Below are 22,392 nucleotides of genomic sequence, written 5' to 3' on the forward strand. Positions count from 1 at the left end.
ATGTCCAAGAAACTATTGTGCGCCGCCGTTTGCAGTGTCATTTTGATGCCCGCCATGGCCGCCGCACCCGCCGCCGCCCCGTTGAACGTCGGCTTCGTGTATATCAGCCCCATCGGCGACGCGGGCTGGACCACGCAGCATGACCTGGCGCGCAAGGAAATGGAAAAGGCGCTGGGCAACAAGATCACCACCAAATACGTGGAAAACGTGCCGGAAAGCGCCGATGCGGAACGGGTGATCCGCGACCTGGCGCAAACGGGCAGCAAGCTGGTCATCACGACGTCGTTCGGCTACATGAATCCCACCTTGAAAGTGGCGAAGCAATTTCCTAATGTGAAGTTCATTCATTTGACGGGGTACAAGACGGCCGTCAACGTGGCCAATACCAACGCCCGTTTCTACGAGGGCCGCTACCTGGCCGGCGTGTTGGCAGGCAAGATGAGCAAGACCCATGTGGCCGGCTACGTGGCGGCGTTTCCCATCCCGGAAGTGTTGCAGGGAGTGAACGCCTTCACGCGCGGCATGCGCAGCGTCGACCCGAAGGCGGAAGTGAAAGTGGTGTGGGTGAATAGCTGGTTCGATCCGGGCAAGGAGCGCGACGCGGCCATCACCCTGATCGGCCAGGGCGCCGACGTGGTCACCCACCACACGGACTCGACCGCCGTGGTGCAGGCGGCGGAAGAGAAGGGCAAGTATGCGATCGCCTATCACTCGGACATGAAGAAGTACGGTCCGAAGGCGCAGCTGGCCGCCGTCACCCACCATTGGGGCGAGTACTACACGAAGCAGGCGCAGGCCGTGCTCGACGGTACGTGGAAGTCCAGCAGCACCTGGGGCGGCATCAAGGATGGCATGGTCAAGCTGGAAGGCATTAACGCCGCCGTGCCCGCCGACGTGAAACAGTTTGTATTGGCGCGCGAGAAAGACTTGGTTGCTGGCAAGCTCAATCCTTTCAGCGCGCCGATCAAGGATAACGATGGCAAGGTGCGCCTGGACAAAGGCGCGCTGGACGATGCGGCGCTGACGAAGATGGATTATTTTGTCGAAGGCGTGGCAGGGAAAGTTTCCGGAAAGTAATAGGTTTGGGCATAAACTTGCTGTAATATTGCCGGAAACGGGAGCAGGGCCGGGACGCAGTGCGCCTTCCCGGCCCATCCACACAGCAGAGCCTGAACAGGCCCGTACCGGAGATTGACCCATGGACAGACTGGAAGTATTCAAGATTATCGCGCTGCAAGCGAGCAAGGGCGAGCTGACGTTCCCCGCCAACGTCAAGGCCACCTTGAAGTTGCAGGAAGCGCTGGACGACCCCGATTGCCATATCGAAGCGGCCGCCCGCATGGTCATGGCCGAGCCGCTGCTGTCGGCCAGGGTCGTGGCCTTGGCCAACTCGGCCGCCTACAACCGTTCCGGCAATGAAATCGCCAATGTGCGCGCGGCCGTCTCGCGCCTGGGCTTTGCCACGTTGAAATCGATGGTGGCGTCCGTCATCGTGCGCCAACTGGGCAGCCAGATCACGGACCCGCAATTGCGCGCCAAGGCGGCCAAGCTGTGGGAACACACGGCCCACGTAGCCGCGCTGAGCCAGGTGATTGCGCGCAAAGTCACCCATGTCGACGTGGAAACGGCCATGTTCGCCGCCATCGTGCACGAAGTGGGCGGCTTTTATCTGCTGTCGCGCGCCGAGGAGTATCCAGGCTTGCTGGACGACAATACCGAAGACTGGATCGAATACGGCGAAAAGCTGATCGGCCGCGGCGTGCTGCGCCAGCTGCAAGTGCCCGACATGGTCTTGCAGGCAGTGGAAGGCATGTGGCATGGCGGCAGCCCGTTCCCGCCCCGCACCTTGGGCGCGACCCTGGTGCTGGCCAACGATCTGTCGCCCGTCGGCTCGCCCCTGCACCCGCCGGAAAGCGCCGCGCGGCGCCAGGCGGCGGCGAAGATCGACTTCGGCATCGGCGGCAGCACCCTGCACACCATCCTCGAAGAATCGGCGGAAGAGATCGAATCGCTGGCGGCGGCCTTGCTGGTGTAAATTTCTCGCGCGCACCCATCCCCGCCTTTGCCGCGGGGATTTTTTTCGTCCGCATTTTGAGCCATCTTTCCCCATGGCATACAATCGCCGGCCCGGCTATCCGCCGGACCGCTTTCCTCCTCTTACCCAAAGGATCTTATGCAGAAGCTGTTTTCTTCCCTGGCCGTCACGGCGCTCGCTTCCAGTCTGGCGCTGGCGTTTTCCGCACACGCCGCCACCGGCTTGCCCGTGGTGCAGGAAGCGCCCCTGCGCGCCCACCTGGCCTTCCTGTCCAACGATTTGCTGGAAGGCCGGGGCACGGGCCAGCGCGGCGCCGACCTGACGGTGGCTTACCTGGAAACCCAGGCGCAGATGGCCGGACTGCAACCCGTGCGCGGCAATAGCTACCGCCAGAGCGTGCGGATCGCCGGCGTGAAGTCGCTGCCGCAAGAGAGCAGCCTGCACGCCGTGGCGGGCGGCAAGGCCGTGCCGCTGGCGTTCGGCCCGGACTGGGTGTGGGCCACGGGCGACTCCGTTGCCACGCATACCTTCGATGCGCCGCTCGTGTTCGTCGGCTACGGCATCACGGCGCCGGAAGAAGGCTGGAACGATTTCAAGGGTGTCGATGTCAAAGACAAGATCGTCGTCATGATGGTCAACGACCCGCAACCGACCGCGCTTGATCCGAACCGTTTTGCCGGCAAGGCGCTGACCTATTACGGCCGCTGGACCTACAAATTCGAGGAAGCCAGGCGCCAGGGCGCCGCTGGCGTATTGCTGATCCACACGAAACCATCGGCTTCGTATGACTGGAGCGTGGTGCAGAATAGCTGGAGCGGCAGCGAGCGCTTCCAGCTGGCCGACCGCACGGCCGGCACGCCGCTGCAGGGCTGGATCGCGGAAGAGGCGGCGCGCCGCTTGTTCGCGGCCGGCGGTCAGGACCTGGACGCCTTGCGCGCGCAAGCGGAAAGCAAGGACTTCAAGGCCGTCGCATTGAATGCCAAACTGTCGGGCGAAATGAAGTCCGCCGTGCGCAAGGTGGAACAGTTCAATATCGCCGGCATGGTGCCGGGCACCGATCCGGTATTGAAGGATGAAGCCGTCATCTACAGCGGCCATTGGGACCACCTGGGCAAGCAGGGCAAGGATGACGAAAAAGCGGGCGACACCATCTACAACGGTGCCGTCGACAATGCGTCCGGCACGGCGGGCTTGCTGGCCATGGCGCAGGAAGCCGTGAAACAGCCGGCGAAGCGCACGCAGATCTTCCTGTGGGTGGCGGCCGAAGAGCAGGGCTTGCTGGGCAGCGCCGCCTACGCGGCCGACCCGTTGTGGCCCTTGAACAAGACGGCGGCCGCGCTGAACCTGGACAGTCTGAACTTTGTCGGTGCCACGCACGACATCGGCGCGCAGGGCAGCGAGCGCACGGAGCTGGGCGCCATGGCCGCCACGGTGGCGAAATCCATGGGCATGCACATCGCGCCAGCGCGCCCCGACCTGGCGGGCGGCTATTTCCGCAGCGACCATTTCAGCTTTGCCAAGGCGGGCGTGCCCGCATTTTCCATCAATGGCGGACGCGAGTACATCAAGGACGTGGCAGCGTCGAAAGCCAAGGCGGCTGCCTACGGCCCCCGCTACCATCAAGTCACCGATGAGTACGATGCCAGCTGGGATTTGTCCGGCATGACGCAGCAGGCGCAATTCACCCTGAACCTGGGGCAAGCCGTGGCGAATGGCGCGAAGATGCCGGCCTGGAAGGCGGGTGATGCGTTTGGCAAGGCGCGCGCGCCAGCGAAGTAAGGACGTAAAAAAACCGCTCGGTGGAGCGGTTTTTTTTCGCGCTGGTTCAGGTGGCGCTTGTCCGTTCCAGTCTGCGCTGCGTGTGGCGGTACTTGCTCCACACCAGCAGCATCAGCAGCGGCATGGCGCCGCCGACCATGCACAGGGCGGGCCAGCCGCCGGCGGCGAAGCTGGCGCTGGCCAGCGCCGAGCCTGCCGACGCGCCGATGAAGCCGCCCGCGATGAACACGGTGGTGACGCGCGCCCGCGCATGCGGCGCCAGCTTATAGATGATCGACTGGTGCGTCACTTGCAGGCCCATCACGCCCATGTCCAGCAGGACGATGCCGATCAGCAGCAGCACCAGCGAGTGGGCGCCAAAGCCGATCAGGGCCCAGCCCGCGATCGAGGCGACAGCCAGCAGCCACGTGGCCTGGCGCGCATAGCCACGGTCGGCCATGCGGCCCGCCGTGTTGGCGGCAAACGCGCCCGTGGCGCCGGCCAGGCCGAACAGGCCGATCTGCATTTCCGAGTAGTGGTACGGCGCGCCGCTGAGCAAGAAGGTCAGGCCCGTCCAGAACACGCTGAAGGTGCCCAGGCCCAGGCCCGAGAACAGGGCGCGCTGGCGCAGCAGCGGTTCCTGGCGGATGATGTCGGCCAGCGAGGCCATCAATTTTCCGTACTGCAGCTTGCCACGCGGCGCCTCGTTGGGCAGGATGCGGCGCAGCATGACGAGCAGGGCCGCGACGACGATGGCGGCCAGTACGTAGACGGTGCGCCAGCCGCCGCTGATCTGCGACACCGTGCCGGAGACGGTACGCGCCAGCAGAATCCCCAACAACAAGCCCGTCATGACGGTGCCTACCATGCGGCCCCGGCTGTGGTCCGGCGCATACGACGCCACCATGGCCGTGACCACCATCAAGGCGCTGGATGTGATGCCCATCAAGACGCTGGCGATGGCAAAGACGATGATGTTCTGGCTGGTCGCGGCCAGCAGCAGGGCGCCGATCTTGGCGATCAGCATCCACGTCAGCAACTGGCGGCGGTTCAGCACGTCGCTGAGCGGCACGAGGAAGACGATGCCCAGCACGTAGCCGATCTGCGTGGCCGTGACCAGGTAGCCCGCTTGCGGCACACTCACGCCAAACGAGGCGGCCAGCATGGAAGTGAGCGGTTGCACGTAATACAGGCTGGCGACGAGCACGCCGGCGGACAGGGCGAACAACAGGATGCGTGTCGACGTCAGCAGGGCGCTGGCGTCGATAGTGGATGGTGCAGATTTCATGCGATACAACTTTCTTGGAATGACGCTTTTGGACGAGCATGATAGCGGGGTGGCGCATTTCTTGCCGGGCGCGGCCGATTTTACGGCGGGGTGGAAGGAAACCGTGCAGGCCAAACGGCCGACAAAAAAATCCCGGCGATCGTTGCCGACGGCCGGGAAAAGGGTATTTGGGGAAATACCGAGGGAGGAAAATTGTCAGTTACTGTTGCCGGGCCAGCTCCGCATGCACCTGCGCCGTGATTTCATACGAGCGCAGGCGCTGCTGGTGCTCGAAAATCTGCGAGGTGATCATCAGCTCGTCGGCGCCCGTCTCGGCAATGAAGGCGGCCATCTTCGCCTTGACGGTCTCCGGCGCGCCGATGGCCGTGCACGACAGCACGGAATCGAGCATGGCGCGTTCCTGCGGACCCAATTGCTCCAGGTAGCCGGGCACGGGCGGCTGCAGGCGCGACGGGCGGCCCGTGCGCAGGTTGACGAACGCTTGCTGCATCGAGGTGGCGCGCAGGTGCGCCTCCGCGTCCGTGTCGGCGGCGAAGACGTTAAAGCCCAGCATCACGTACGGTTTCGCCAATTGTTTTGACGGCTTGAAGTGTTCGCGGTAATACGCCACGGCTTGCATCATCATTTGCGGCGCGAAATGCGAGGCGAATGCATACGGCAAGCCCAGGTGGGCGGCAAGCTGGGCGCCGAACAGGCTCGACCCCAGTATCCACACGGGCACTTTCGCGCCCTTGCCGGGCACGGCCAGCACGCGCTGGCGCGGCTCGTCGGACATGTAGTCGATCAATTCCAGCACGTCTTGCGGAAACTGTTCCGCGTCGGATTGCAGGTCGCGGCGCAGCGCGCGCGCCGTCGTCTGGTCGGAGCCGGGCGCGCGGCCCAGGCCCAGGTCGATGCGGCCCGGGTGCAGCGCTTCCAGGGTGCCGAACTGTTCCGCGATGACCAGCGGCGAGTGGTTCGGCAGCATCACGCCGCCCGCGCCCACGCGGATGGTCTTCGTGCCGGCCGCCACATGGGCGATGACGACGGCCGTGGCGGCGCTGGCGATGCCGGGCATGCCGTGGTGTTCGGCCAGCCAGTAGCGGTGATAGCCCCAGCGTTCGCCGTGCTGCGCCAGGTCGAGCGTGTTCTTGAACGACTGGCTGGCGTCGCTGCCTTCGGCGATGGGGGCCAGATCGAGTATGGAAAATGGAATCATGGTAGCGATATCGGGACGTGGTGGAAAATCACAATGGACGATTTGTCTATCCCCTGACGCTGGCAGGGTCACCCAGGACAGCGTGGCGGGGAAGACAGGCTGTGCACATCATAATGCGAATCGCGAATTTGCGTACTGATCGGTAAAAAACTCGTGTTGATTGGAAAGCGGGCAAGGCAATGCTAGAGTGTGCCTCCCAACTTCATGCGCCGTCCCATGTTCAAGAAACCTGTCTTGCTGTCCCTGATCGGCCTGCTGCTGCAGTCCTCCGTCCACGCCGCGCCCGTCAGCCTGCAGGCGCAGGAAACGGCCCGCTACGCGCTGGCCACCTATCCCGAACCGCTGATCGCCAGCCTGGCGAAGATGATCAGCTACAACACGGTGGCCGACCCGGCCGTGCCCTTTGCCGACCATCCCCAGCACACGGGCTTCAAGCGCTATCTGGCGGCCGAGGCGCAGCGCCTGGGATTCGATTTTCAGGATCACGGCCATGTGGTGATCATCGGCATGGGCAGCGGCAGCGAGCGCGTGGGCGTGATCACGCATGGCGACGTGCAGCCCGTGAATCCCGCCAAGTGGGCCCGTTCGCCATTCGAGCTGGACCGCACCAGCGAGCCTGGAAAACTGCTGGGACGGGGCACGGAAGACGACAAGGGACCGATCGCCACGGCCCTGTATGCGATGAAAGCCATCCAGGACAAGCAGGTGCCGCTGAGCAAGCGCATCGAGCTGTATGTCTACATGGCCGAGGAGTCGGACTGGGAGCCGTTGAAACAGTTCCTGAAAACCCATACGCCGCCACAGGTCAACATCACCATCGATGCGGAATATCCGGTGGTGACGGCCGAGAAGGGGTATGGCTCGATCAAGCTGACCCTGCCGCCGCGCACGGCCTTGCCGGCCGATGGCGGCCCCGTGCTGACGCGACTGACGGGCGGCTTTTTCGGCAGCCAGATCCCGGAAGACGCACAAGCCGTGATCGGCCGTGCGCCGGCTGCGCTGGAAGCGGCCATCCGCGCCCGCGCGCAGGGCCAGCAGGGCGTGCGCTACAGCTATGCGCGCGACGGCGACACCCTGACGGTGACGGCGCTGGGCGTGTCGGCCCACTCGTCGAAGCCGGAAGACGGCGTCAACGCCATCAGCATGCTGGCCGACGCGCTGGCCGTGCAGCCATGGCAGGGCACGCAGGCGGCCGACATGCTGTCGTTCCTGAATGAGCTGGTGGGCACGGGCATCCACGGCGAGCGCTTCGGCCAGATCGCCTACCGCGACGGCTTCATGGGACCGATGACGGTGGCGCCTACCGTGCTCAAGCAAGATGGCGGCGCGCTGGAACTGAACATCAACCTGCGCCGTCCGCAAGGCAAGACGGCGGCCGTGCTGCAGCAGCAGGTGACGGCCGCCTTCGATGGCTGGAAGGCGCGGCGCCACGTGCCGGCCACCCTGCAGGTACAGATCGGCGAGCCGTGGCTGCAGACGGACGCGCCGCAGATTCCCACGTTATTGTCCGTCTTCGCGCACTATACGGGCATGGCGAAGCCGCAACCGGTGGCCATCGGCGGCGGCACCAATTCACGGCTGTTCCCGAACGCCGTCAGCTTTGGCCCGGCCATGCCGCACACCGTCTACACGGGGCACTCCGAACATGAGTTCATCACGGAAAAGCAGTTGCTGTTGAACTTGCAGATGTACACGGCCGTGCTGATCGAACTGGCGAAATAGCCGCTTGCAAAAATAGAGGGAAGTCATAGACTGCAAGCCTGAGACGCATCCGGGCACTGAACTTTTCATGTGGGCGCCGGTCTTACGTTTCCATGTAGGAAGGGAGCAGCTATGCATGAACAACAGGACGCCCGGCTGGTGCCAGGCAGGGCCGGCGGGGTGGCGCCACGCCGGAGCCCGCACGAGGGGCGGTCATGAACTGGCCGCTGGAACTGGAAGTGGGGCACAAGCTGGCGCAGATGCGGGGCTGGCTGGAACAGGAGCGGGCCGGCGCCGTGCGCCTGCGCGGCGTGGACTGGTTTGCGTGGGCCACGGCGGGCGCGTCGAACAGCCATTGCCATACGGCAGAGTGCGGCTGCTCTGAAGTGCTGGTGACGCGTGGCGCCGCCTACATCCTGACGGACGAAGCCGAAGCCATGCGCATGCGCGAGGAGGAAGTGCGCGGGCCATGGACCTGGCAAGTGTCGCCCTGGATGCAGCCGCAGCTGTATGAATTGCGCGAGCATTTCGTGCAGCATGCGGCCGGCGGCGCGCCGGTCCTGTCCGACCGGCCGGGTTTGCACGAACGCAGCTTGCCTGTGGCCTTGCGCGAAGAGCGGCTGGTGCTGCTGGAATCGGAGCAGCAGCGCTACCGGCAGGTGGGGCAGCTGGCTGCCGGCGCGGCCGCGGATGCGCTGCGCCAGGCCCGCCCCGACTGGAGCGAGCAGGAACTGGCTGCCGCGTGCGTGCGCGCGCTGTGGCTGCGGGGCTTGCAAGCCGTGCACGTGCTGGTCAGCGGCGAAGACCGCCGGCAGCGTTATCGGCGCGCGCCCCCAGCCCAGGTGATGCTGGGCGCGCAAGCCGTGCTGGCCCTGTGCGCGCGGCGTTTTGGCCTGTGCGCCAGTCTCAGCCGTCAACGGCGCTTCGGTCCAGCGCAGCATCGGGTTGACGGCGCGGCGGTGGCCATGGACGATGCCGATGCGGCCATGCTGGCGCTGGAAGCGGTGGCGCTCGACGCTTGCGAAACGGGCCATGCGCTGAGCATGGTGTATCACGCACTCGACAGCGCCTACGCATATGCAGGCCAGCCCGATACGGTGCGCACGAGCCGGCAGGGCGGTATCCATGGCTACCTGGCGCCCGAAGTGGTGGCCGGCGCGCACACGGAAATCATCCTCAAGCGGGGCATGGCGCTGGCCTTCCACCCCAGCCTGCCCGGCAGCACAGTGGAAGACACGTTTTTGCTTGACGGCAGCCAGTTGCACAACCTGACGCACGACCCGGCCTGGCCCTCCGCCGTGGTGCAGGGGCGCAGCCGGCCGCTGACCCTGGCGCTGGCCTGAGAATAGCAACTGCGTGCCAACTGTGCCAACTGCGTGCCAACTGCGCACTCAGTGCGTGCCGAAGGCGTGCCGGATGCTTGCCGAGTGCGGCCAGGTGCGGAGGAAATCGGCCCGCATCGGCAAGGCCCTGAACCGGTCAATAGCGCTGCATCACGCCTTTCTGCACGGTGACCCGCTCACCGATCTGGAAGGCGGGCTGGGTATTTTGCACAAAGGTGCGCGTCGTGCCGTCGTCCAGGCGCAAGGTGACGCGGTACAGCATATTGCCCGCCGCGCCCGAGGTGGTGCCGGCCGTGCCTGACGTGCCCGCCTGCATGTCGGCACTGCCTTGCTCCATGCTGCGCGGCACGGTTTCTATCGATTGCAGCGTCGCGTAACTGATGTTCATGGTGGACTGGGTCGACTGCGCCATCTCGTTGCTCATGGCGTTGCCGGTATCGATGCTGGCCGTGCTGCTGGCCGGCGTGCTGCTTTGCGGCGTCGTGCCAGCCGGCGCGGCATAGGTCTCGCCGCTATTGCTGCGCGCCAGGCTGGCATTCTCCGTGGAATGGCAGGCCGCCAGCAGGGCGCATGTCAGGCCGGTCAGCAGCAGGGTTGTTTTCGATCTCATCTTGGTCTCCTCATGGTCGCACACTCAGGATCGGCACCCGCGGTGATTGCGGATAGCGGCGATTGCTGCATGTAAGAGCATGGCGGAACAGGGATGTTCGGCAGCCGTCATTGTCGATTGAGCTAGATCAAGCATCTAATTGCCGTGCTTGGTATAAACGATGCTGGCAATCACCATTTCGGGTATCCGCACGTTTCCTCACTGTTCAATCGGGAGAAAAAATGTCATCTGGTCCTACCGCAAAACTGATCGATGAGTTGGTGCAGGCCGTCGGCGGCACCGCGCGCGATGCCCGTGCGCGCCATGTATTGGCCCAGGCCTTGCATGGCCTGGTGCGGCTGGCGCGCTCGGAACAGTTGCTCGACATGCAGCGCGATGCGGCACGCGCCATGGGCGCCGGCAGCCGGCGCGAGGCGCGCGCCCTGATACGGCGCCTGGGCACGCGCAGCCAGGGACAGTTGCGGCTGGAATTGCAGGATAGCGAAGCGGACCGCGCCTGACGGACGCGCGTCATCCCCCCCGTTCAGGCTTCGGGCAGCGGCGCGTCCTTGCCCAGGGCGGTGGCGACCATTTTCGGCCAGAGGAAATACAGCGGCAGGCAGACCGCCGTCGCGGCCGTGATATCGACCACCCAGTCGCTGACGGCGCCATGGCGGTAAGGCAGGAAACTCTGGATGAATTCGTCCAGCGCGCCCATGGCCGCCACCATCAGTACCGACAACAGCGCGCGGCGCGCCATCCCGCCGCCCGTGCCGCTGAACAGGATCAGGGCCAGCACGCCATAGCCGAGGGAATGCAGCACGCCGCCAGACGCATATTGGCCCACGTCCGCGCGCACGCCGGGGATGTCGCCGATCAGGATCACCAGGACATACAGCAGCAGCGCGGTGCGGTAGCGCAGGCGTTCATAACTGTCGGCAAAACAGAGTTCCAGAAATAGTGCGGGCATGATGCGTCAGGACGGTGGAAAGGCAGTCACAATATCATGCGCATGGCGCGCCACCATGTTTTTGCGCAAGAGCTTGCTGGACAGACAAAAAAAGGCCCGCGGGGGCGCGGGCCAAAAACCCAAATGAAATGGGCCAAGAGTTGAGAGTTGCTCACCGTGTCGCGCGCCTTGCCGGCGCCCGTCATGGTCATGAAAGGGGATTGGTGTGCCATCGCGGCACACCTGTCTGTAGTCAGGCATATCGGTTGCCTGTACTGCAGATGAAGCAAGTATAGGGGGCGAACATGACGGGCTGATGACACGCCGCAACATTTTTTTGTGGTAGCGCAATATATCGGGAATATGGCAAGAATGGCCATGTTTCAGCAGTGAGGGCGAAAAAAAAGCCCGCTGGTGAAAGCGGGCTTAAAACTATTTTCTTGGAGGAGAATAGTGGAGACAGGTGCATTATGCTGCGTCGCACGATATGTGTCTAATGGTATTTTCAGATAACCATTATCATTTTTTGATATAACTATCTCCCCCTGCCTTCACTCCTTCACGGCCACCGTGTAATTGAGCGCCATGCGTCCGCCATCGACATAGATGGTCTGGCCCGTCATGTAGCTGGCGTCGTCGCTGGCCAGGAAGGCCGCGATGCCCGCCACTTCTTCCGGTTCGCCGCAGCGGCCCAGCGGCGTGCGCGACAAAATCGTGTGGCGCGCCTGCGGGCTCGACAGCACCGCCTGCTTGGCCAGTTCCGTCAGGATGGTGCCTGGCCCGATGCCGTTCACGCGCACGCCGTGTGGCGCCAGGTTCAAGGCCATGACCTTGGTCAGCTGGTTGATGGCGCCCTTCGACACCACGTACGGCACCTGGTTCGGGATCGCCAGTTCCGCGTTCACGCTGGACATATTGATGATGCAGCCGCTGTTGCGCTTGACCATCTCGCGCGCCACGGCCTGGCCGCACAGGAACATCGATTTCAGGTTGATGCGCATGACCCGGTCGAAATCGTCTTCGCAGACGTCGAGGAAATCGGCCGCGTGCGTGACGCCCGCATTGTTGACGAGGATATCGACGTGGCCGAACTGGGCCAGGGTTTCCTTCAGCATGGCGTCCACGTCCGCCTTCTGGCTGACGTCGGCGCAAAAGAAGCGCGCCTGCGGGCCGAGGGTGGCGGCCGCCTGCGCGCCTTCTTCCTTGATGTCGACCAGCATCACTTGCGCCCCTTCGGCGATCAGGCGGGTGGCGCAAGCGAGGCCGATGCCTTGCGTGGCGCCCGTGACGATGGCGGTTTTATTGATCAGTTTCATGTGTTCTCCTCTGCGGGTGGGGCGCGCTGCCTGTGTGCGCGGCAATGGCAGATTCTAATCCCTGCCCGGGATTCAGAGGAGGATGGGTTCGTTCGGCAACTGGTTGCCGCGCGTGCCATCGGCGGGGAAGTGGCTTTGCAGCAAGGTATTCAGCTGCGCCAGCGCGTGCAAGGTGCTGTCGTGGAAATTGCCCTCCTTGAAGCCGCCCGTCATGGTGCGGCACACGGCTTGCCATTGCTCCGGCGTGACGCGGCGGCCCACGTTGCGGTCGGCCACGATATCGACCTGATGTTCGGCCAGGTTGATATAGATCAGCACGCCAACGTTGTCTTCCGTATCCCACACGCCATACTGGGCGAACAGTTCGCGCGCCCGCTCGCGGTTGCTCACGCCCTGATAGGCCATGCCCGGCGTCAGGGCCGCTTCGACGATCAGGCGCACTTCCGCCTGGTGCATCGCTTCACCGTCGGCGATGGCCGTCTCGATGGCTTTCAGGGTGCGCTCGGGAAAGGCCTGGCGTGCCGTCGCCGGCGTGCCCCGCAAATGTTTCAGGGCGCGTCCGCAGCGTTGTCCGAATGTCAGTTGTTTCGTCATTACCAATCTCCCGAGGCGCCGCCGCCGTCAAAACCGCCGCCGCCGCCACCGAAACCACCGCCGCCACCGCCACCGCCAAAACCACCGCCGCCACCGCCACCGCCAAAACCACCGCCGCCGCCGAAGCCGCCACCACCGCGGTTGTTCAGCGCCTGGCTGAGGATGCTGCCCAGCACGACACCGGTGGCGCCGCTCGACCAGTTGCTGCCGCGCTGCAGCCGCGTGGGGCCGCCGCGCGAGCGGAACAGGGTCAGCACGACGAGGAAACCGAAGAACAGCAGCGGCAGCCAGAAGGTCATGCCGCCCGCTTCCACGCTGGCTGGCGCTTTCTGCTGTGCGGGTGCGGGGAATTGCTCCTGGTTCAGCAGGGTGGCGATCGCGCCCACGCCGGCGACCAGGCCGCCATAGAAGTCGTTTTGCTTGAAATGCGGGGCGATGACGTCTTGCAGGATGCGTTTCGATTGCGCATCCGTCAGCACGCCCTGCACGCCGCGGCCCGCCTCGATGCGCAGGCGGCGCAGCGACGAGGGGTTGTCCTTCGCCACCATCAGCAGCACGCCGTCATCGACGCCCTTGCGGCCCAGCTTCCAGGCATCCGTCATGCGGACGCTGTATTGCTCGATGGCTTCCGGTTCCGTGCTCTTGACCAGCAGCACGGCGATCTGGCTGCCCGTCTTGGCTTCGTAATCGGCCAGCACGCCTTCCAGCGCCGCCTTTTGCTTGGCGTCGAGCATGCCGGCGTTGTCCGTCACGCGCGCGGTCAGCGGCGGCACGGGCTGCAAGCCCTGCGCGCCGGCCGGCGGCATCGACCACAGCAGCAGCGCCGTCGCCAGCGCCGCAAGGTAGGACCAGGCTTTCATCTTATTTGCCGAAGTTGACGGTCGGTGCGGTCGAGATGGCTTTTTCATTTTCCACCGTGAACGATGGCTTGACCTTGTAGCCGAAGACCATGGCCGTCAGGTTGTTCGGGAAGCTGCGCGCATGCACGTTGTAATCCTGCACGGCGACGATGTAACGCTGGCGCGCCACGGTGATGCGGTTTTCCGTGCCTTCCAGCTGCGACTGCAAGTCGCGGAAGCTGGTGTCGGCCTTCAGGTCCGGGTATTTCTCGGACACCACCATCAGGCGCGACAGGGCCGACGACAGTTGCCCCTGCACTTGCTGGAATTTCTCGAACGCGGCCGGGTCGTTCAGCACCTCGGGCGTGATCTGGAAACTGGTGGCGGCGGCGCGCGCCTTGGTCACCGCTTCCAGGGTTTCGCGCTCGTGCGTGGCGTAGCCTTTGACGGTGTTCACCAGGTTGGGGATCAGGTCGGCGCGGCGCTGGTACTGGTTGACCACTTCGCCCCAGGCGGCCTTGGTGGCTTCGTCCTTGGTCTGGAAGTCGTTGTAGCCGCAGCCCGTGAGGATGCCGGCCAGGACGGTGACGCTCAGCGCCAGGCGCAGCCATTTGGTGAATTGATTGGTGATTTGCATGATGGGTTCCGTGCGTAATGGGGGAGGTGAGGCAAATATACCTGAAACGGCCCGCAATGTCGGTTTAATAAGCGTCGGCCGCCGCCCCCGGCTGCCTTGCATGGCCTGCGCCGCGTTACAATACGGGGTTTGCAACTGAATATAAGAAGGTGTGCCGTGAATTTCATCGATAAATTATCCGCCGCGTGGACGGCCAATAATTCCCTGCTGTGCGTGGGCCTGGACCCTGACCTGGCGAAACTGCCGGCCGAATTGCGCGACCTGCCGGATGGAATCACCACCTTTTGCACGCGCATCATCGACGCCACGGCCGACCTGGCTTGCGCCTTCAAGCCGCAGATCGCGTACTTTGCCGCGCTGGGCGCGGAAAAGCAGCTGGAAGACATCTGCCGCTACGTGCGCGAGAATTACCCGCACATCCCGCTGATCCTCGACGCGAAACGGGGCGACATCGGCGCGACGGCCACGCAATACGCGCGCGAAGCGTTCGAGCGCTACGGCGCCGACGCCGTCACCGTGAACCCCTACATGGGCGAGGATTCGCTCGATCCCTACCTGGCGTGGAAGGACCGCGGCGTGATCATTCTGTGCCGCACCTCGAACCCGGGCGGCTCGGACCTGCAATTCCTGAATACGGACGGCGAACCGCTGTACCAGCGCGTGGCGCGCCTGGTGGCGGACAAATGGAACAAGAACGGCCAGTGCGCGCTCGTCGTCGGCGCCACTTTCCCTGAAGAACTGGCGCAAGTGCGCGCCATCGTCGGCGACATGCCGCTGCTGGTGCCCGGCATCGGCGCCCAGGGTGGCGACATCGCCGCCACCGTCGGCGCGGGCCAGACGGCGAACGGCATGGGCATGATGATCAGCTCGTCGCGCGCCATCATCTACGCCACTCCGCAAGCGGGCGAAGATTTCGCCGACGCGGCGCGCCGCGTGGCGATTGAAACGCGCGATGCGATCAACGCGCACCGTTCGGTTTAAGTCGCATGCATAAAAAATGCCGGGCTAGCCCGGCATTTTGCATTTAGTCTCTCTGCGGGGCAACGATCTCCGCATAGTCGTACAGCTCGCCCAGAATCTCTTCCCCTCGCTCATCGACCATCTCCGACAGCACGTCGATTTCCGTAAACAGCATTTCGATGGTGCGGGCGCCGCCGTCGCCGTCGAACAGGCGGGCGGCGCGGTGCTGTTCCCAGCGCAGGCTTTCCGCTTCGCTCAGGGTTTGCGGGAAATTGCGGGCGCGGTAGCGGAACAGCAATTCCTGCAGGCGTTCGTCGGCAAACGAGGGGCGCGCCGTGGCCAGCTTGGCCGGTGTGTCGCGGCGCAGCGATTCGAGCAGGCGGCGGTCGTCGTTGCTGACGAAGCCGTTGTACAGATCCTCATCCACGTCCAGCGCGCCATTCGCGCCCGGGCGCTGGAACACTTCGGCCCAGATGGCATCCATGTTCGGCGCCGTGGCGGCCAGCTGGGCGTTGACCTTTGCCGCATCGACGTCGATGCCCCACTGCGCGGCCATGGCCGGCGACAAGGTCTTTAAATTGCCGACCAACATGGGCGACTTGTTCAGGTGCACGCTTTTTACGGGCAGGCGCGTCATGCCTTCCGGCATGGCGTCACTGCGTGTAAACAGGCGCGTGCGGATGGTGTCCGCGTCCAGGCTGAACAGTTCGCGCGGGTCGTGGGCGCAATCCCAGACGAGGATCTCGTTCTTGTTGCTCGGATGCGTGGCCAGCGGCCAGACGACGCCCAGGCAGCCGCGTTCGGCGGGGAACATGCCCGACACGTGCAGGAAAGGCTGGCGCTCGCTGGCGGCCAGGTGCATGCCCATCTCGCTGGCGACCCGGTCCTTCTTGTGCAGCGCCAGGCAGAATTCGAACAGCTTCGGCTGCTTTTCCTTGATCAGGCGTGCCAGGGCGATCGTGGCGCGCACGTCGGACAGCGCATCGTGCGCCGCTTCGTGGACCAGGCCATTGGCCTTGCTCAAGTGTTCCAGCCTAAAACTGGTCTGGCCATCGTCGCGCTTCGGCCATGCGATGCCTTCCGGGCGCAGCGCGTGCGTCATGCGTACCACGTCGAGGATGTCCCAGCGGCCGCAATGGTTCTTCCATTCGCGCGCATACGGGTCGATCAGGTTGCGCCAGAACAGGAAACGCGTGACTTCATCGTCGAAACGGATGGTGTTGTAGCCCACGCCGATGGTGCCCGGCTCCGAAAAGGCCGCCTCGATGGTGGCGGCGAACTGGTGCTCGGGCACGCCCAGCTGCAGACATTGTTGCGGCGTGATGCCCGTGATCAGGCACGATTGCGGATCGGGCAGGAAATCATTGGCAGGCTGGCAATACAGCATGATGGGATCGCCGATCTCGTTGAGGTCGGCATCCGTGCGGATGGCGGCGAACTGGGCCGGGCGGTCGCGGCGCGGCTGGGCGCCAAAGGTTTCGTAGTCGTGCCAAAGAAAGGTCTGGTTAGTCATTGATGGTCGTTGCTTGATTGGTTATCCGGGCCCCTAAAAGCGGCCGCTGCTACAGTTTTCTGAAAACCTGCCGATACTACACGAGAGGATGGTCATCATCGCGTTTCCCGCATGGTGGCATACATTGCCCGTTCAAGGAGGTCTATCGTGTCAATTCCCATCGCCGCAAGCGGCAATTCCACCCCTTCCGTGACTTCCGTCAGTACGGGCGTTGCCGGCAAGGACGATAAAGTCCAGCAAAAGGACGGCGTCAACACTGAAATGAGCGTTAACGACCGCACCAAGCTGCAATTGAACGCCTCCATCATGCAAGCGTCGCTGAACGTGTCGATCGGTTCCGAGAACGAGCCGCTGGCGCTGCTGTACAAGACGGCCATCACCAACATCAATGAAGCGTTGAAGGGGCAGTACGGCGAGGACGCGATCCAGAACGCGGCCTCGCAGGACAACAGCGCCGAAGCGACGGCGAGCCGCATTGTATCGCTGTCGACGGGATTTTTTGACGCCTTCAAGAAACAGAATCCCGGCCTGGACGACGATACGGCCCTGACCAAGTTCATGGACACCATCAGCGGCGGCATGGAAAAAGGCTTCAAGGAAGCGCGCGACATCCTGGGCGGCCTGAAAGTGCTGAATGGCGATATCGCCGGCAATATCGACAAGACGTACGAACTGGTGCAAAAGGGCTACGCGGACTTCATCGCCGCGCACGGCAGCAAGAAGGATGACGCAGCGGCGCCGGCCACGCCGGCCAAGCCGGCCGACAGCAAGGCCGCCTGAACTACAGCATGACCCGGTTGCGACCCGAGGCTTTGGCGCGGTACAGCGCCGCGTCGGCCGCGGCGATCAGCGCCTCGTCGTCCTGTTCGGCCGCCAGGCTGGCCACGCCGAAGGAACCCGTGATGTGCGGCAGCGCGCTGCGCATGTCGGCGAAGATGACGGCGTGCTGCATGCGCTCGCACAGGCGCTCGGCCACCCGCAGGGCCACGTGTTCGTTGGTATCGGGCAAGATCACCATCATTTCCTCGCCACCATAGCGCACGGCAAAATCCGTGGGCCGCAGGGCCGCGCCCAGCACTTGCGCGGCGATGCGCAGCGCCTGGTCGCCTGCCTGGTGGCCGTGCGTGTCGTTGAAGCGCTTGAAATGGTCGAGGTCTATCATCACCAGCGACAGCGGCTCGCCACTGGCGTGGGCCGTGACGATCATGTTGGGCAGTAAATCGGTGAGCCAGGCGCGGTTGTACAAGCCCGTCAGGCTGTCGACCATCGACAGCTGGCGGTAGAATTCCCCCAGTTTCTGGCGCCGGCGCAGCAGGGCATTGGCGGCGCGGATACGGAAGGACAGCAGGCGCAGCAGGTTGCGGGCCAGGCCGTTCGATTGCTCGATCAATTCCCAGACGATAGCCGCGTCGATCACCAGCAAGTCGGTTTCTTCCAGGGCGGAAATGGCGGCCAGGTTGCTCGCTTCATCGAGCACCGATTGTTCGCCCACGCTTTCGCCGGGCAAGACCTTGCTGACGGTGCCGTCATCCATGCCCGTGTGGGTGTCGGCGGCCACGGCCAGCGAGCCGCGCAAGACGATGTACAGGCTGGCGCCTTGCGTGTCGGCAATAGCTTCGCCCGCTTCGAGGCGCATGACGGGACAGGGCGCCAGCATGGCGGCCGTCTGGCTGTCCGCCCCATCGCGAAATAGCTGTAAATCGCCGATGTTGCAGCCTGAAGCGCCAAAGTTGCCGATCTGTTCCACAATCATACTTTCAAAAAGCCGGCGCGCGAGCACGGGGCCGGTAGCTTCATGATAGCGTAAAGCGGCCTTGACCGTAACGGCAAAGGCTTGCTTGAGGTCACTTACTGTGAGAAATACGACAATTATTTCATTGCGGCGTCAATACGCTGGAGCAATGCTGGTTTGACTATTGTTGTTGCCGCGCGCGAAAGGCGGGCCAGATGTGCAAAGGCAGCCTTGAACGGCTGCCTCAGTCTCTGGAAATCCTGCGGGTGGGGAGTTACTCGGCGGTTTCTTCCGCTTCGGCCGTATCGATCACGGCATTTTTGCCGGTGGCGTGGCGCTTGCTGTCTTGCAGGCGGCCCAGGGCGCTATCGATGGCGCGTTTCAGTTTGTCGGTGGCGCCGGCAACGGATTGATGCACGGTGGCGTTCTGTTCGGTCACGGCAATCGGTTGATAGCCAGCAACGCGTGCTTCCATGAGGCAGCGAATATCGTCAGCGCCGCCTTTCGGGCCGTTCGTGTCGCTGATGTGGACTTCGATGCGGGTCAGGTTGTCGCGGAAGCGGCTCAGTGCGCTTTCAAGTACGGATTGCACATGTTCGTTCAGTCCAGCGGTGTTGGCGATGGTGCTGTCGGTATGAATATTGATTTGCATATGCTTACTCCTGTCAATTCAAAAAAAACCCATCTCAGGCGTGCTGCGGCCTGGTTGCTGCCTCATGCACATGACCTCTGTGCATGGAACTTATCTTACTCCTCTTTCCAGTATTTCAAGAGGGTGCGCACGATTAAGATGCGCTTAACCCTTCAGCCAGGTCAAGTTTCCACCACGAAATTATTTATCGTCAGCCTTATCCATTGATCAGGCCCGCCGCGATATTGATCGACAGCCCCAGCACGACCAGGTTGAAGAAAAAGCTCAGCACGGATTGTCCCAGCACGATCTGCCGCATCAAGCGCGTCTGCACGGAAACGTCCGACGTTTGCACGGCCACGGCGATGGTGAAGGCGAAATACAGAAAATCCCAGTAATCGGGGTTTTGCTCGTCGTCGGGGAATTTCAGGGGGCGCAGCGCGGGGTCGGCCTGGTAATACAGGTGGGCATAGTGGAAGCAGAACAGGGTGCCGACGAGGAACCAGGAGCCGACCAGCGTCAGGATCGTCAGGCCGTAATGCAGCGCGCGCTCGTCCGGCGCCATGTCTTTCATCGAGGATAGCTGCGAGACGATGGCCACCAGGCTCATCACGGATGCGACGGACAGGGCTGACAGCACCGTGGTGGCCCGCTCATCCTGGCGCGCCGCCATCACCTTCACCTTGTGATGGTTGGCGCGCATCATCATCCAGGCCATCGTCGCCAGGTAGAACCAGACGGCGACGTTCCACGCCGTCAGCAAACGCGTCATCTGTTGCCAGGAAGACGGCAGCATCAGGCCGGCTGCCACGCCGATGGCCGTGGCCATGCTCAGGTGGGGGCGGCTGCGGATGAAGCCGTGCAAGGGAAGCGTGATTTTCATGGTGCGGGTTCGTCAGTGGCAATAGCGCATCTTAATCTCTATGTGCTTGCCGCGGTGGCCGTCCTGGCGGCCGCTTCCTTCTCGTGGTGGGGAAAGCGGTCCATGCGCGACAGCACGGGGAACAGCACGGCCCAGATACCGGTCACGGCCAGGGTGGCGGCGCCGCCGAAGAGCACGGCGCGCACCAGGCCGAACCAGCCGGCCGTCAAGCCCGATTCGAATTCGCCCAGCTCGTTCGAGGCGCCGATGAAGACGGCATTCACGGCGCTGACGCGGCCGCGGATCTCGTCGGGCGTCTCGAACTGCACCAGCAGGTGGCGGATGTAGACGCTGACCATGTCGCCGGCGCCCATCAGGAACAACGCCGCCAGCGCCAGCGGGAAATAGCTGGTGCTGCCCAGCACCAGGGTGCCCAGGCCGAAGACGGCCACGCCGCCGAACATCCACGCGCCCACGCGGCGCGTGATGGGGAAGATGGCCAGCACGATCGAGCACAGGGCCGCGCCGGCGCCAGGCGCCGTGCGCAGCAGGCCCAGGCCGCTGGGGCCGATATGCAGCACGTCGTGCGCCAGCGCCGGCAGCAGGGCCGTGGCGCCGCCGAACAGCACGGCAAACAGGTCCAGCGAAATGGCGCCCAGCACGATGGGTTTCGACCAGACGAAGCGCAAGCCTTCGAGCAGCGTATGCCAGCTGACGGGTTCGCGCCTGACCACTTGCGGCGCCGGCGTGGTGGCGCGCATCAGCAAGACGGACACGACCAGCAGCGCGGACGAGATCAGGTACACCACCTTGGGACCGAAGTAATACAGCAAGCCGCCCAGGGTAGGCCCCAGGATGATGGCCACGTGCGAACTCGACGAGCTGAGCGCGACGGCGCGGCTGAAGTGTTGCGTGGGCACCATGTTCACCAGCACGGCTTGCGTGGCCGGCATCATGAAGGCGCGCGCGCTGCCGAACAGCACCAGCACGGCAAACACGGGCCAGACGATGGAAATGTTGCTTAACGTAAACGCCAGCAGGGCCAGTGCGCACGCCAGCTGCGCCGCCAGGCACCAGGCGATGATGTTGCGGCGGTTGTAGCGGTCGGCCACGTGGCCGGCCGGCAAAATCAACACGAGGAAGGGCGCGAATTGCGCCAGGCCGATCAAGCCCAGGTCGAACAGGCTGCCCGTGATCTGGTACACCTGCCAGCCGATGGCCACGCTTTGCATCTGCACGGCCACCGTGCCCAGCACGCGGGCGGAAAGATAACAGGCGAAGTTGCGGTGACGCAGGATACTGAAGCCGTTGCCGGCAGAAGCGAGAGACATGAGATTTCCAGGGAACAGCGGGGTAGGGCGGTGGCGGCAGCGGGCGCCGCGCCAGCCGCGCCCCGCTGTCTGGAAGGTGACGCTTACTTGGCCAGGTCGGCTTCCGTGGTGAAGGCGTCCGCGTAGAACTCGTCGGCTGGCAACTGGCACAGTTGCACGAAATCGCGGTTGGCCGATTCGACGACGATGGGCGCGCCGCAGGCATATACCTGATACGCGGACATGTCGGGCAGGTCGGCCATGACGGCCTGGTGCACGAAGCCCGTGCGGCCTTCCCACGCGTCTTCCGGCAAGGCTTCCGACACGACGGGTACATAGGTGAACTGCGGCAAGTCGGCGGCCCACTGGCGGCACAGCGCGTCCATGTACAGGTCGTGCGGACGGCGGCCGCCCCAGTACAGGGTGATCGGGCGCGGGGACTGCTCGTTGATCATGTGTTCGACGATGGCTTTCAAGGGGGCAAAGCCCGTGCCCGAGGCCAGCAGCACGACGGGCTTGTCGGAATCTTCGCGCAGGAAGAAGGTGCCCATCGGGCCTTCGAAGCGCAGGATGTCGCGCTCTTTCATGCTGCCGAACACCTGATCGGTGAACAGGCCGCCTGGCATATGGCGGATGTGCAGGCTCACGGGGCCGCCTTCGACGGGCGCGCTGGCCATGCTGTAGCTGCGGCGCTTGTTGTCGCGCAGCATGATTTCGATATACTGTCCGGCGCGGTAATTGAGGCGCTCGCTGGCCGGCAACTGCAGGGTCAGCACGACGACGTCGGGTGCGACTTTTTCGATGGTGGTCACGCGCGACGGCATTTTCTTGATCGGGTAGTCGCTGCTGCCCGCCACTTCGCGCGCCTGCACCACCAGGTCGCCCTGGGGCACGGCGCAGCACAGCAGCGAGTAGCCGGCGGCCGCTTCATCTTCCGTCAGGGAGCGGGCCTGGTATGGCTTATGCTGTACGCTGCCGGAGACGATCTTGCCCTTGCAGGAGCTGCAGGCGCCACTTTTGCAGCTGTACGGCAGGCCGACGCCGGCGCGTATCGCCGCCGACAGGACGGTTTCGTCCGCTTCACAGCTGAATTGGTGGCCGCTGGGCTGAACAGTAATTTGAAAAGTCATACAATCC

22 protein-coding genes are annotated in these 22,392 nt (G+C 64.0%); 8 read left to right on the top strand and 14 right to left on the bottom strand.

Going from position 1 to position 22,392, the window contains the following annotated elements; genetic code table 11:
- The 3 genes from GCN78_RS22435 (at position 1) to GCN78_RS22445 (ending at position 3,814) form a co-directional block, all read left to right on the top strand.
- Positions 1-1,077 carry a BMP family ABC transporter substrate-binding protein gene (locus tag GCN78_RS22435; protein WP_152253679.1) on the top strand — a complete coding sequence of 359 codons (1,077 nt, stop codon included), beginning with the start codon at positions 1-3 and terminating at the stop codon, positions 1,075-1,077.
- Positions 1,078-1,198: 121 nt separating this feature from the next.
- A complete protein-coding gene (locus GCN78_RS22440; protein WP_099379493.1) occupies positions 1,199-2,035 on the top strand; it encodes an HDOD domain-containing protein in 837 nt (278 codons plus the stop codon).
- A 138-nt stretch (positions 2,036-2,173) separates the two neighbouring features.
- Positions 2,174-3,814 (top strand): M28 family peptidase, encoded by a 1,641-nt coding sequence (locus tag GCN78_RS22445; RefSeq protein WP_152253680.1) that lies wholly within the window; start codon positions 2,174-2,176, stop codon positions 3,812-3,814.
- 46 nt (positions 3,815-3,860) lie between these two features.
- Here the strand turns inward: GCN78_RS22445 and GCN78_RS22450 are convergent, their stop codons facing one another.
- Positions 3,861-5,081, bottom strand: coding sequence for an MFS transporter (locus GCN78_RS22450; RefSeq protein ID WP_152253681.1), 1,221 nt, complete (start codon positions 5,079-5,081; stop codon positions 3,861-3,863).
- Between the two features lie 199 nt (positions 5,082-5,280).
- Positions 5,281-6,279 carry an LLM class flavin-dependent oxidoreductase gene (locus tag GCN78_RS22455; protein WP_152253682.1) on the bottom strand — a complete coding sequence of 333 codons (999 nt, stop codon included), beginning with the start codon at positions 6,277-6,279 and terminating at the stop codon, positions 5,281-5,283.
- A 216-nt stretch (positions 6,280-6,495) separates the two neighbouring features.
- Here GCN78_RS22455 and GCN78_RS22460 point away from each other — a divergent pair, with 216 nt between their 5' ends.
- On the top strand, positions 6,496-8,001 hold the full coding sequence (locus tag GCN78_RS22460) for a dipeptidase (protein ID WP_152253683.1): 1,506 nt from the start codon (positions 6,496-6,498) through the stop codon (positions 7,999-8,001).
- Between the two features lie 194 nt (positions 8,002-8,195).
- Complete coding sequence (locus GCN78_RS22465) at positions 8,196-9,323, top strand: M24 family metallopeptidase (RefSeq protein WP_152253684.1); 1,128 nt, start codon at positions 8,196-8,198, stop codon at positions 9,321-9,323.
- A gap of 136 nt (positions 9,324-9,459) precedes the next feature.
- Here the strand turns inward: GCN78_RS22465 and GCN78_RS22470 are convergent, their stop codons facing one another.
- Positions 9,460-9,933 carry a hypothetical protein gene (locus GCN78_RS22470; protein ID WP_152253685.1) on the bottom strand — a complete coding sequence of 158 codons (474 nt, stop codon included), beginning with the start codon at positions 9,931-9,933 and terminating at the stop codon, positions 9,460-9,462.
- Between the two features lie 221 nt (positions 9,934-10,154).
- Between GCN78_RS22470 and GCN78_RS22475 the strand changes: the two genes are divergently transcribed.
- A complete protein-coding gene (locus GCN78_RS22475; protein WP_152253686.1) occupies positions 10,155-10,433 on the top strand; it encodes a hypothetical protein in 279 nt (92 codons plus the stop codon).
- A 23-nt stretch (positions 10,434-10,456) separates the two neighbouring features.
- Here GCN78_RS22475 and GCN78_RS22480 read toward each other — a convergent pair whose 3' ends face one another.
- The 5 genes from GCN78_RS22480 to GCN78_RS22500 form a co-directional block, all read right to left on the bottom strand.
- Positions 10,457-10,882 carry a VanZ family protein gene (locus GCN78_RS22480; protein ID WP_152253687.1) on the bottom strand — a complete coding sequence of 142 codons (426 nt, stop codon included), beginning with the start codon at positions 10,880-10,882 and terminating at the stop codon, positions 10,457-10,459.
- A 530-nt stretch (positions 10,883-11,412) separates the two neighbouring features.
- Complete coding sequence (locus GCN78_RS22485; protein WP_152253688.1) at positions 11,413-12,177, bottom strand: SDR family NAD(P)-dependent oxidoreductase; 765 nt, start codon at positions 12,175-12,177, stop codon at positions 11,413-11,415.
- A gap of 72 nt (positions 12,178-12,249) precedes the next feature.
- Entirely contained in the window at positions 12,250-12,771 is a 522-nt protein-coding gene (locus GCN78_RS22490; protein WP_152253689.1) for a TPM domain-containing protein, read from the bottom strand.
- Positions 12,771-13,631 (bottom strand): TPM domain-containing protein, encoded by an 861-nt coding sequence (locus tag GCN78_RS22495; protein WP_152253690.1) that lies wholly within the window; start codon positions 13,629-13,631, stop codon positions 12,771-12,773. The genes GCN78_RS22490 and GCN78_RS22495 overlap by 1 nt, the downstream gene beginning before the upstream one ends.
- Before the next feature lies 1 nt (position 13,632).
- The gene (locus GCN78_RS22500; RefSeq protein ID WP_152253691.1) at positions 13,633-14,247 is read right to left on the bottom strand and encodes a LemA family protein; all 615 of its coding nucleotides are present in this window, start codon (positions 14,245-14,247) and stop codon (positions 13,633-13,635) included.
- A 156-nt stretch (positions 14,248-14,403) separates the two neighbouring features.
- Between GCN78_RS22500 and pyrF the strand changes: the two genes are divergently transcribed.
- Positions 14,404-15,228 (top strand): orotidine-5'-phosphate decarboxylase, encoded by an 825-nt coding sequence (pyrF, locus tag GCN78_RS22505; protein WP_152253692.1) that lies wholly within the window; start codon positions 14,404-14,406, stop codon positions 15,226-15,228.
- A 43-nt stretch (positions 15,229-15,271) separates the two neighbouring features.
- On the opposite strand, the gene sbcB is transcribed toward pyrF, so the two are convergent.
- On the bottom strand, positions 15,272-16,720 hold the full coding sequence (gene sbcB, locus GCN78_RS22510) for an exodeoxyribonuclease I (RefSeq protein WP_152253693.1): 1,449 nt from the start codon (positions 16,718-16,720) through the stop codon (positions 15,272-15,274).
- A gap of 147 nt (positions 16,721-16,867) precedes the next feature.
- On the opposite strand from sbcB, the gene GCN78_RS22515 reads away from it, so the two are divergent.
- Entirely contained in the window at positions 16,868-17,500 is a 633-nt protein-coding gene (locus GCN78_RS22515; RefSeq protein WP_226939777.1) for a DUF5610 domain-containing protein, read from the top strand.
- Position 17,501: 1 nt separating this feature from the next.
- Here the strand turns inward: GCN78_RS22515 and GCN78_RS22520 are convergent, their stop codons facing one another.
- From GCN78_RS22520 to GCN78_RS22540, 5 genes are all read right to left on the bottom strand, one after another.
- Positions 17,502-18,467, bottom strand: a complete 966-nt coding sequence (locus GCN78_RS22520; protein WP_152253740.1) for a GGDEF domain-containing protein — start codon at positions 18,465-18,467, stop codon at positions 17,502-17,504.
- Between the two features lie 259 nt (positions 18,468-18,726).
- Positions 18,727-19,104, bottom strand: coding sequence for an HPF/RaiA family ribosome-associated protein (locus tag GCN78_RS22525; RefSeq protein WP_152253694.1), 378 nt, complete (start codon positions 19,102-19,104; stop codon positions 18,727-18,729).
- 196 nt (positions 19,105-19,300) lie between these two features.
- Positions 19,301-19,966, bottom strand: a complete 666-nt coding sequence (locus GCN78_RS22530; RefSeq protein WP_152253695.1) for a DUF1345 domain-containing protein — start codon at positions 19,964-19,966, stop codon at positions 19,301-19,303.
- 38 nt (positions 19,967-20,004) lie between these two features.
- Positions 20,005-21,276, bottom strand: coding sequence for an MFS transporter (locus tag GCN78_RS22535; protein WP_152253696.1), 1,272 nt, complete (start codon positions 21,274-21,276; stop codon positions 20,005-20,007).
- An 83-nt stretch (positions 21,277-21,359) separates the two neighbouring features.
- A complete protein-coding gene (locus GCN78_RS22540; RefSeq protein ID WP_152253697.1) occupies positions 21,360-22,385 on the bottom strand; it encodes a CDP-6-deoxy-delta-3,4-glucoseen reductase in 1,026 nt (341 codons plus the stop codon).
- Positions 22,386-22,392: the final 7 nt, after the last annotated feature.

The organism is Janthinobacterium rivuli (assembly GCF_009208735.1).
GTDB lineage: Bacteria > Pseudomonadota > Gammaproteobacteria > Burkholderiales > Burkholderiaceae_D > Janthinobacterium.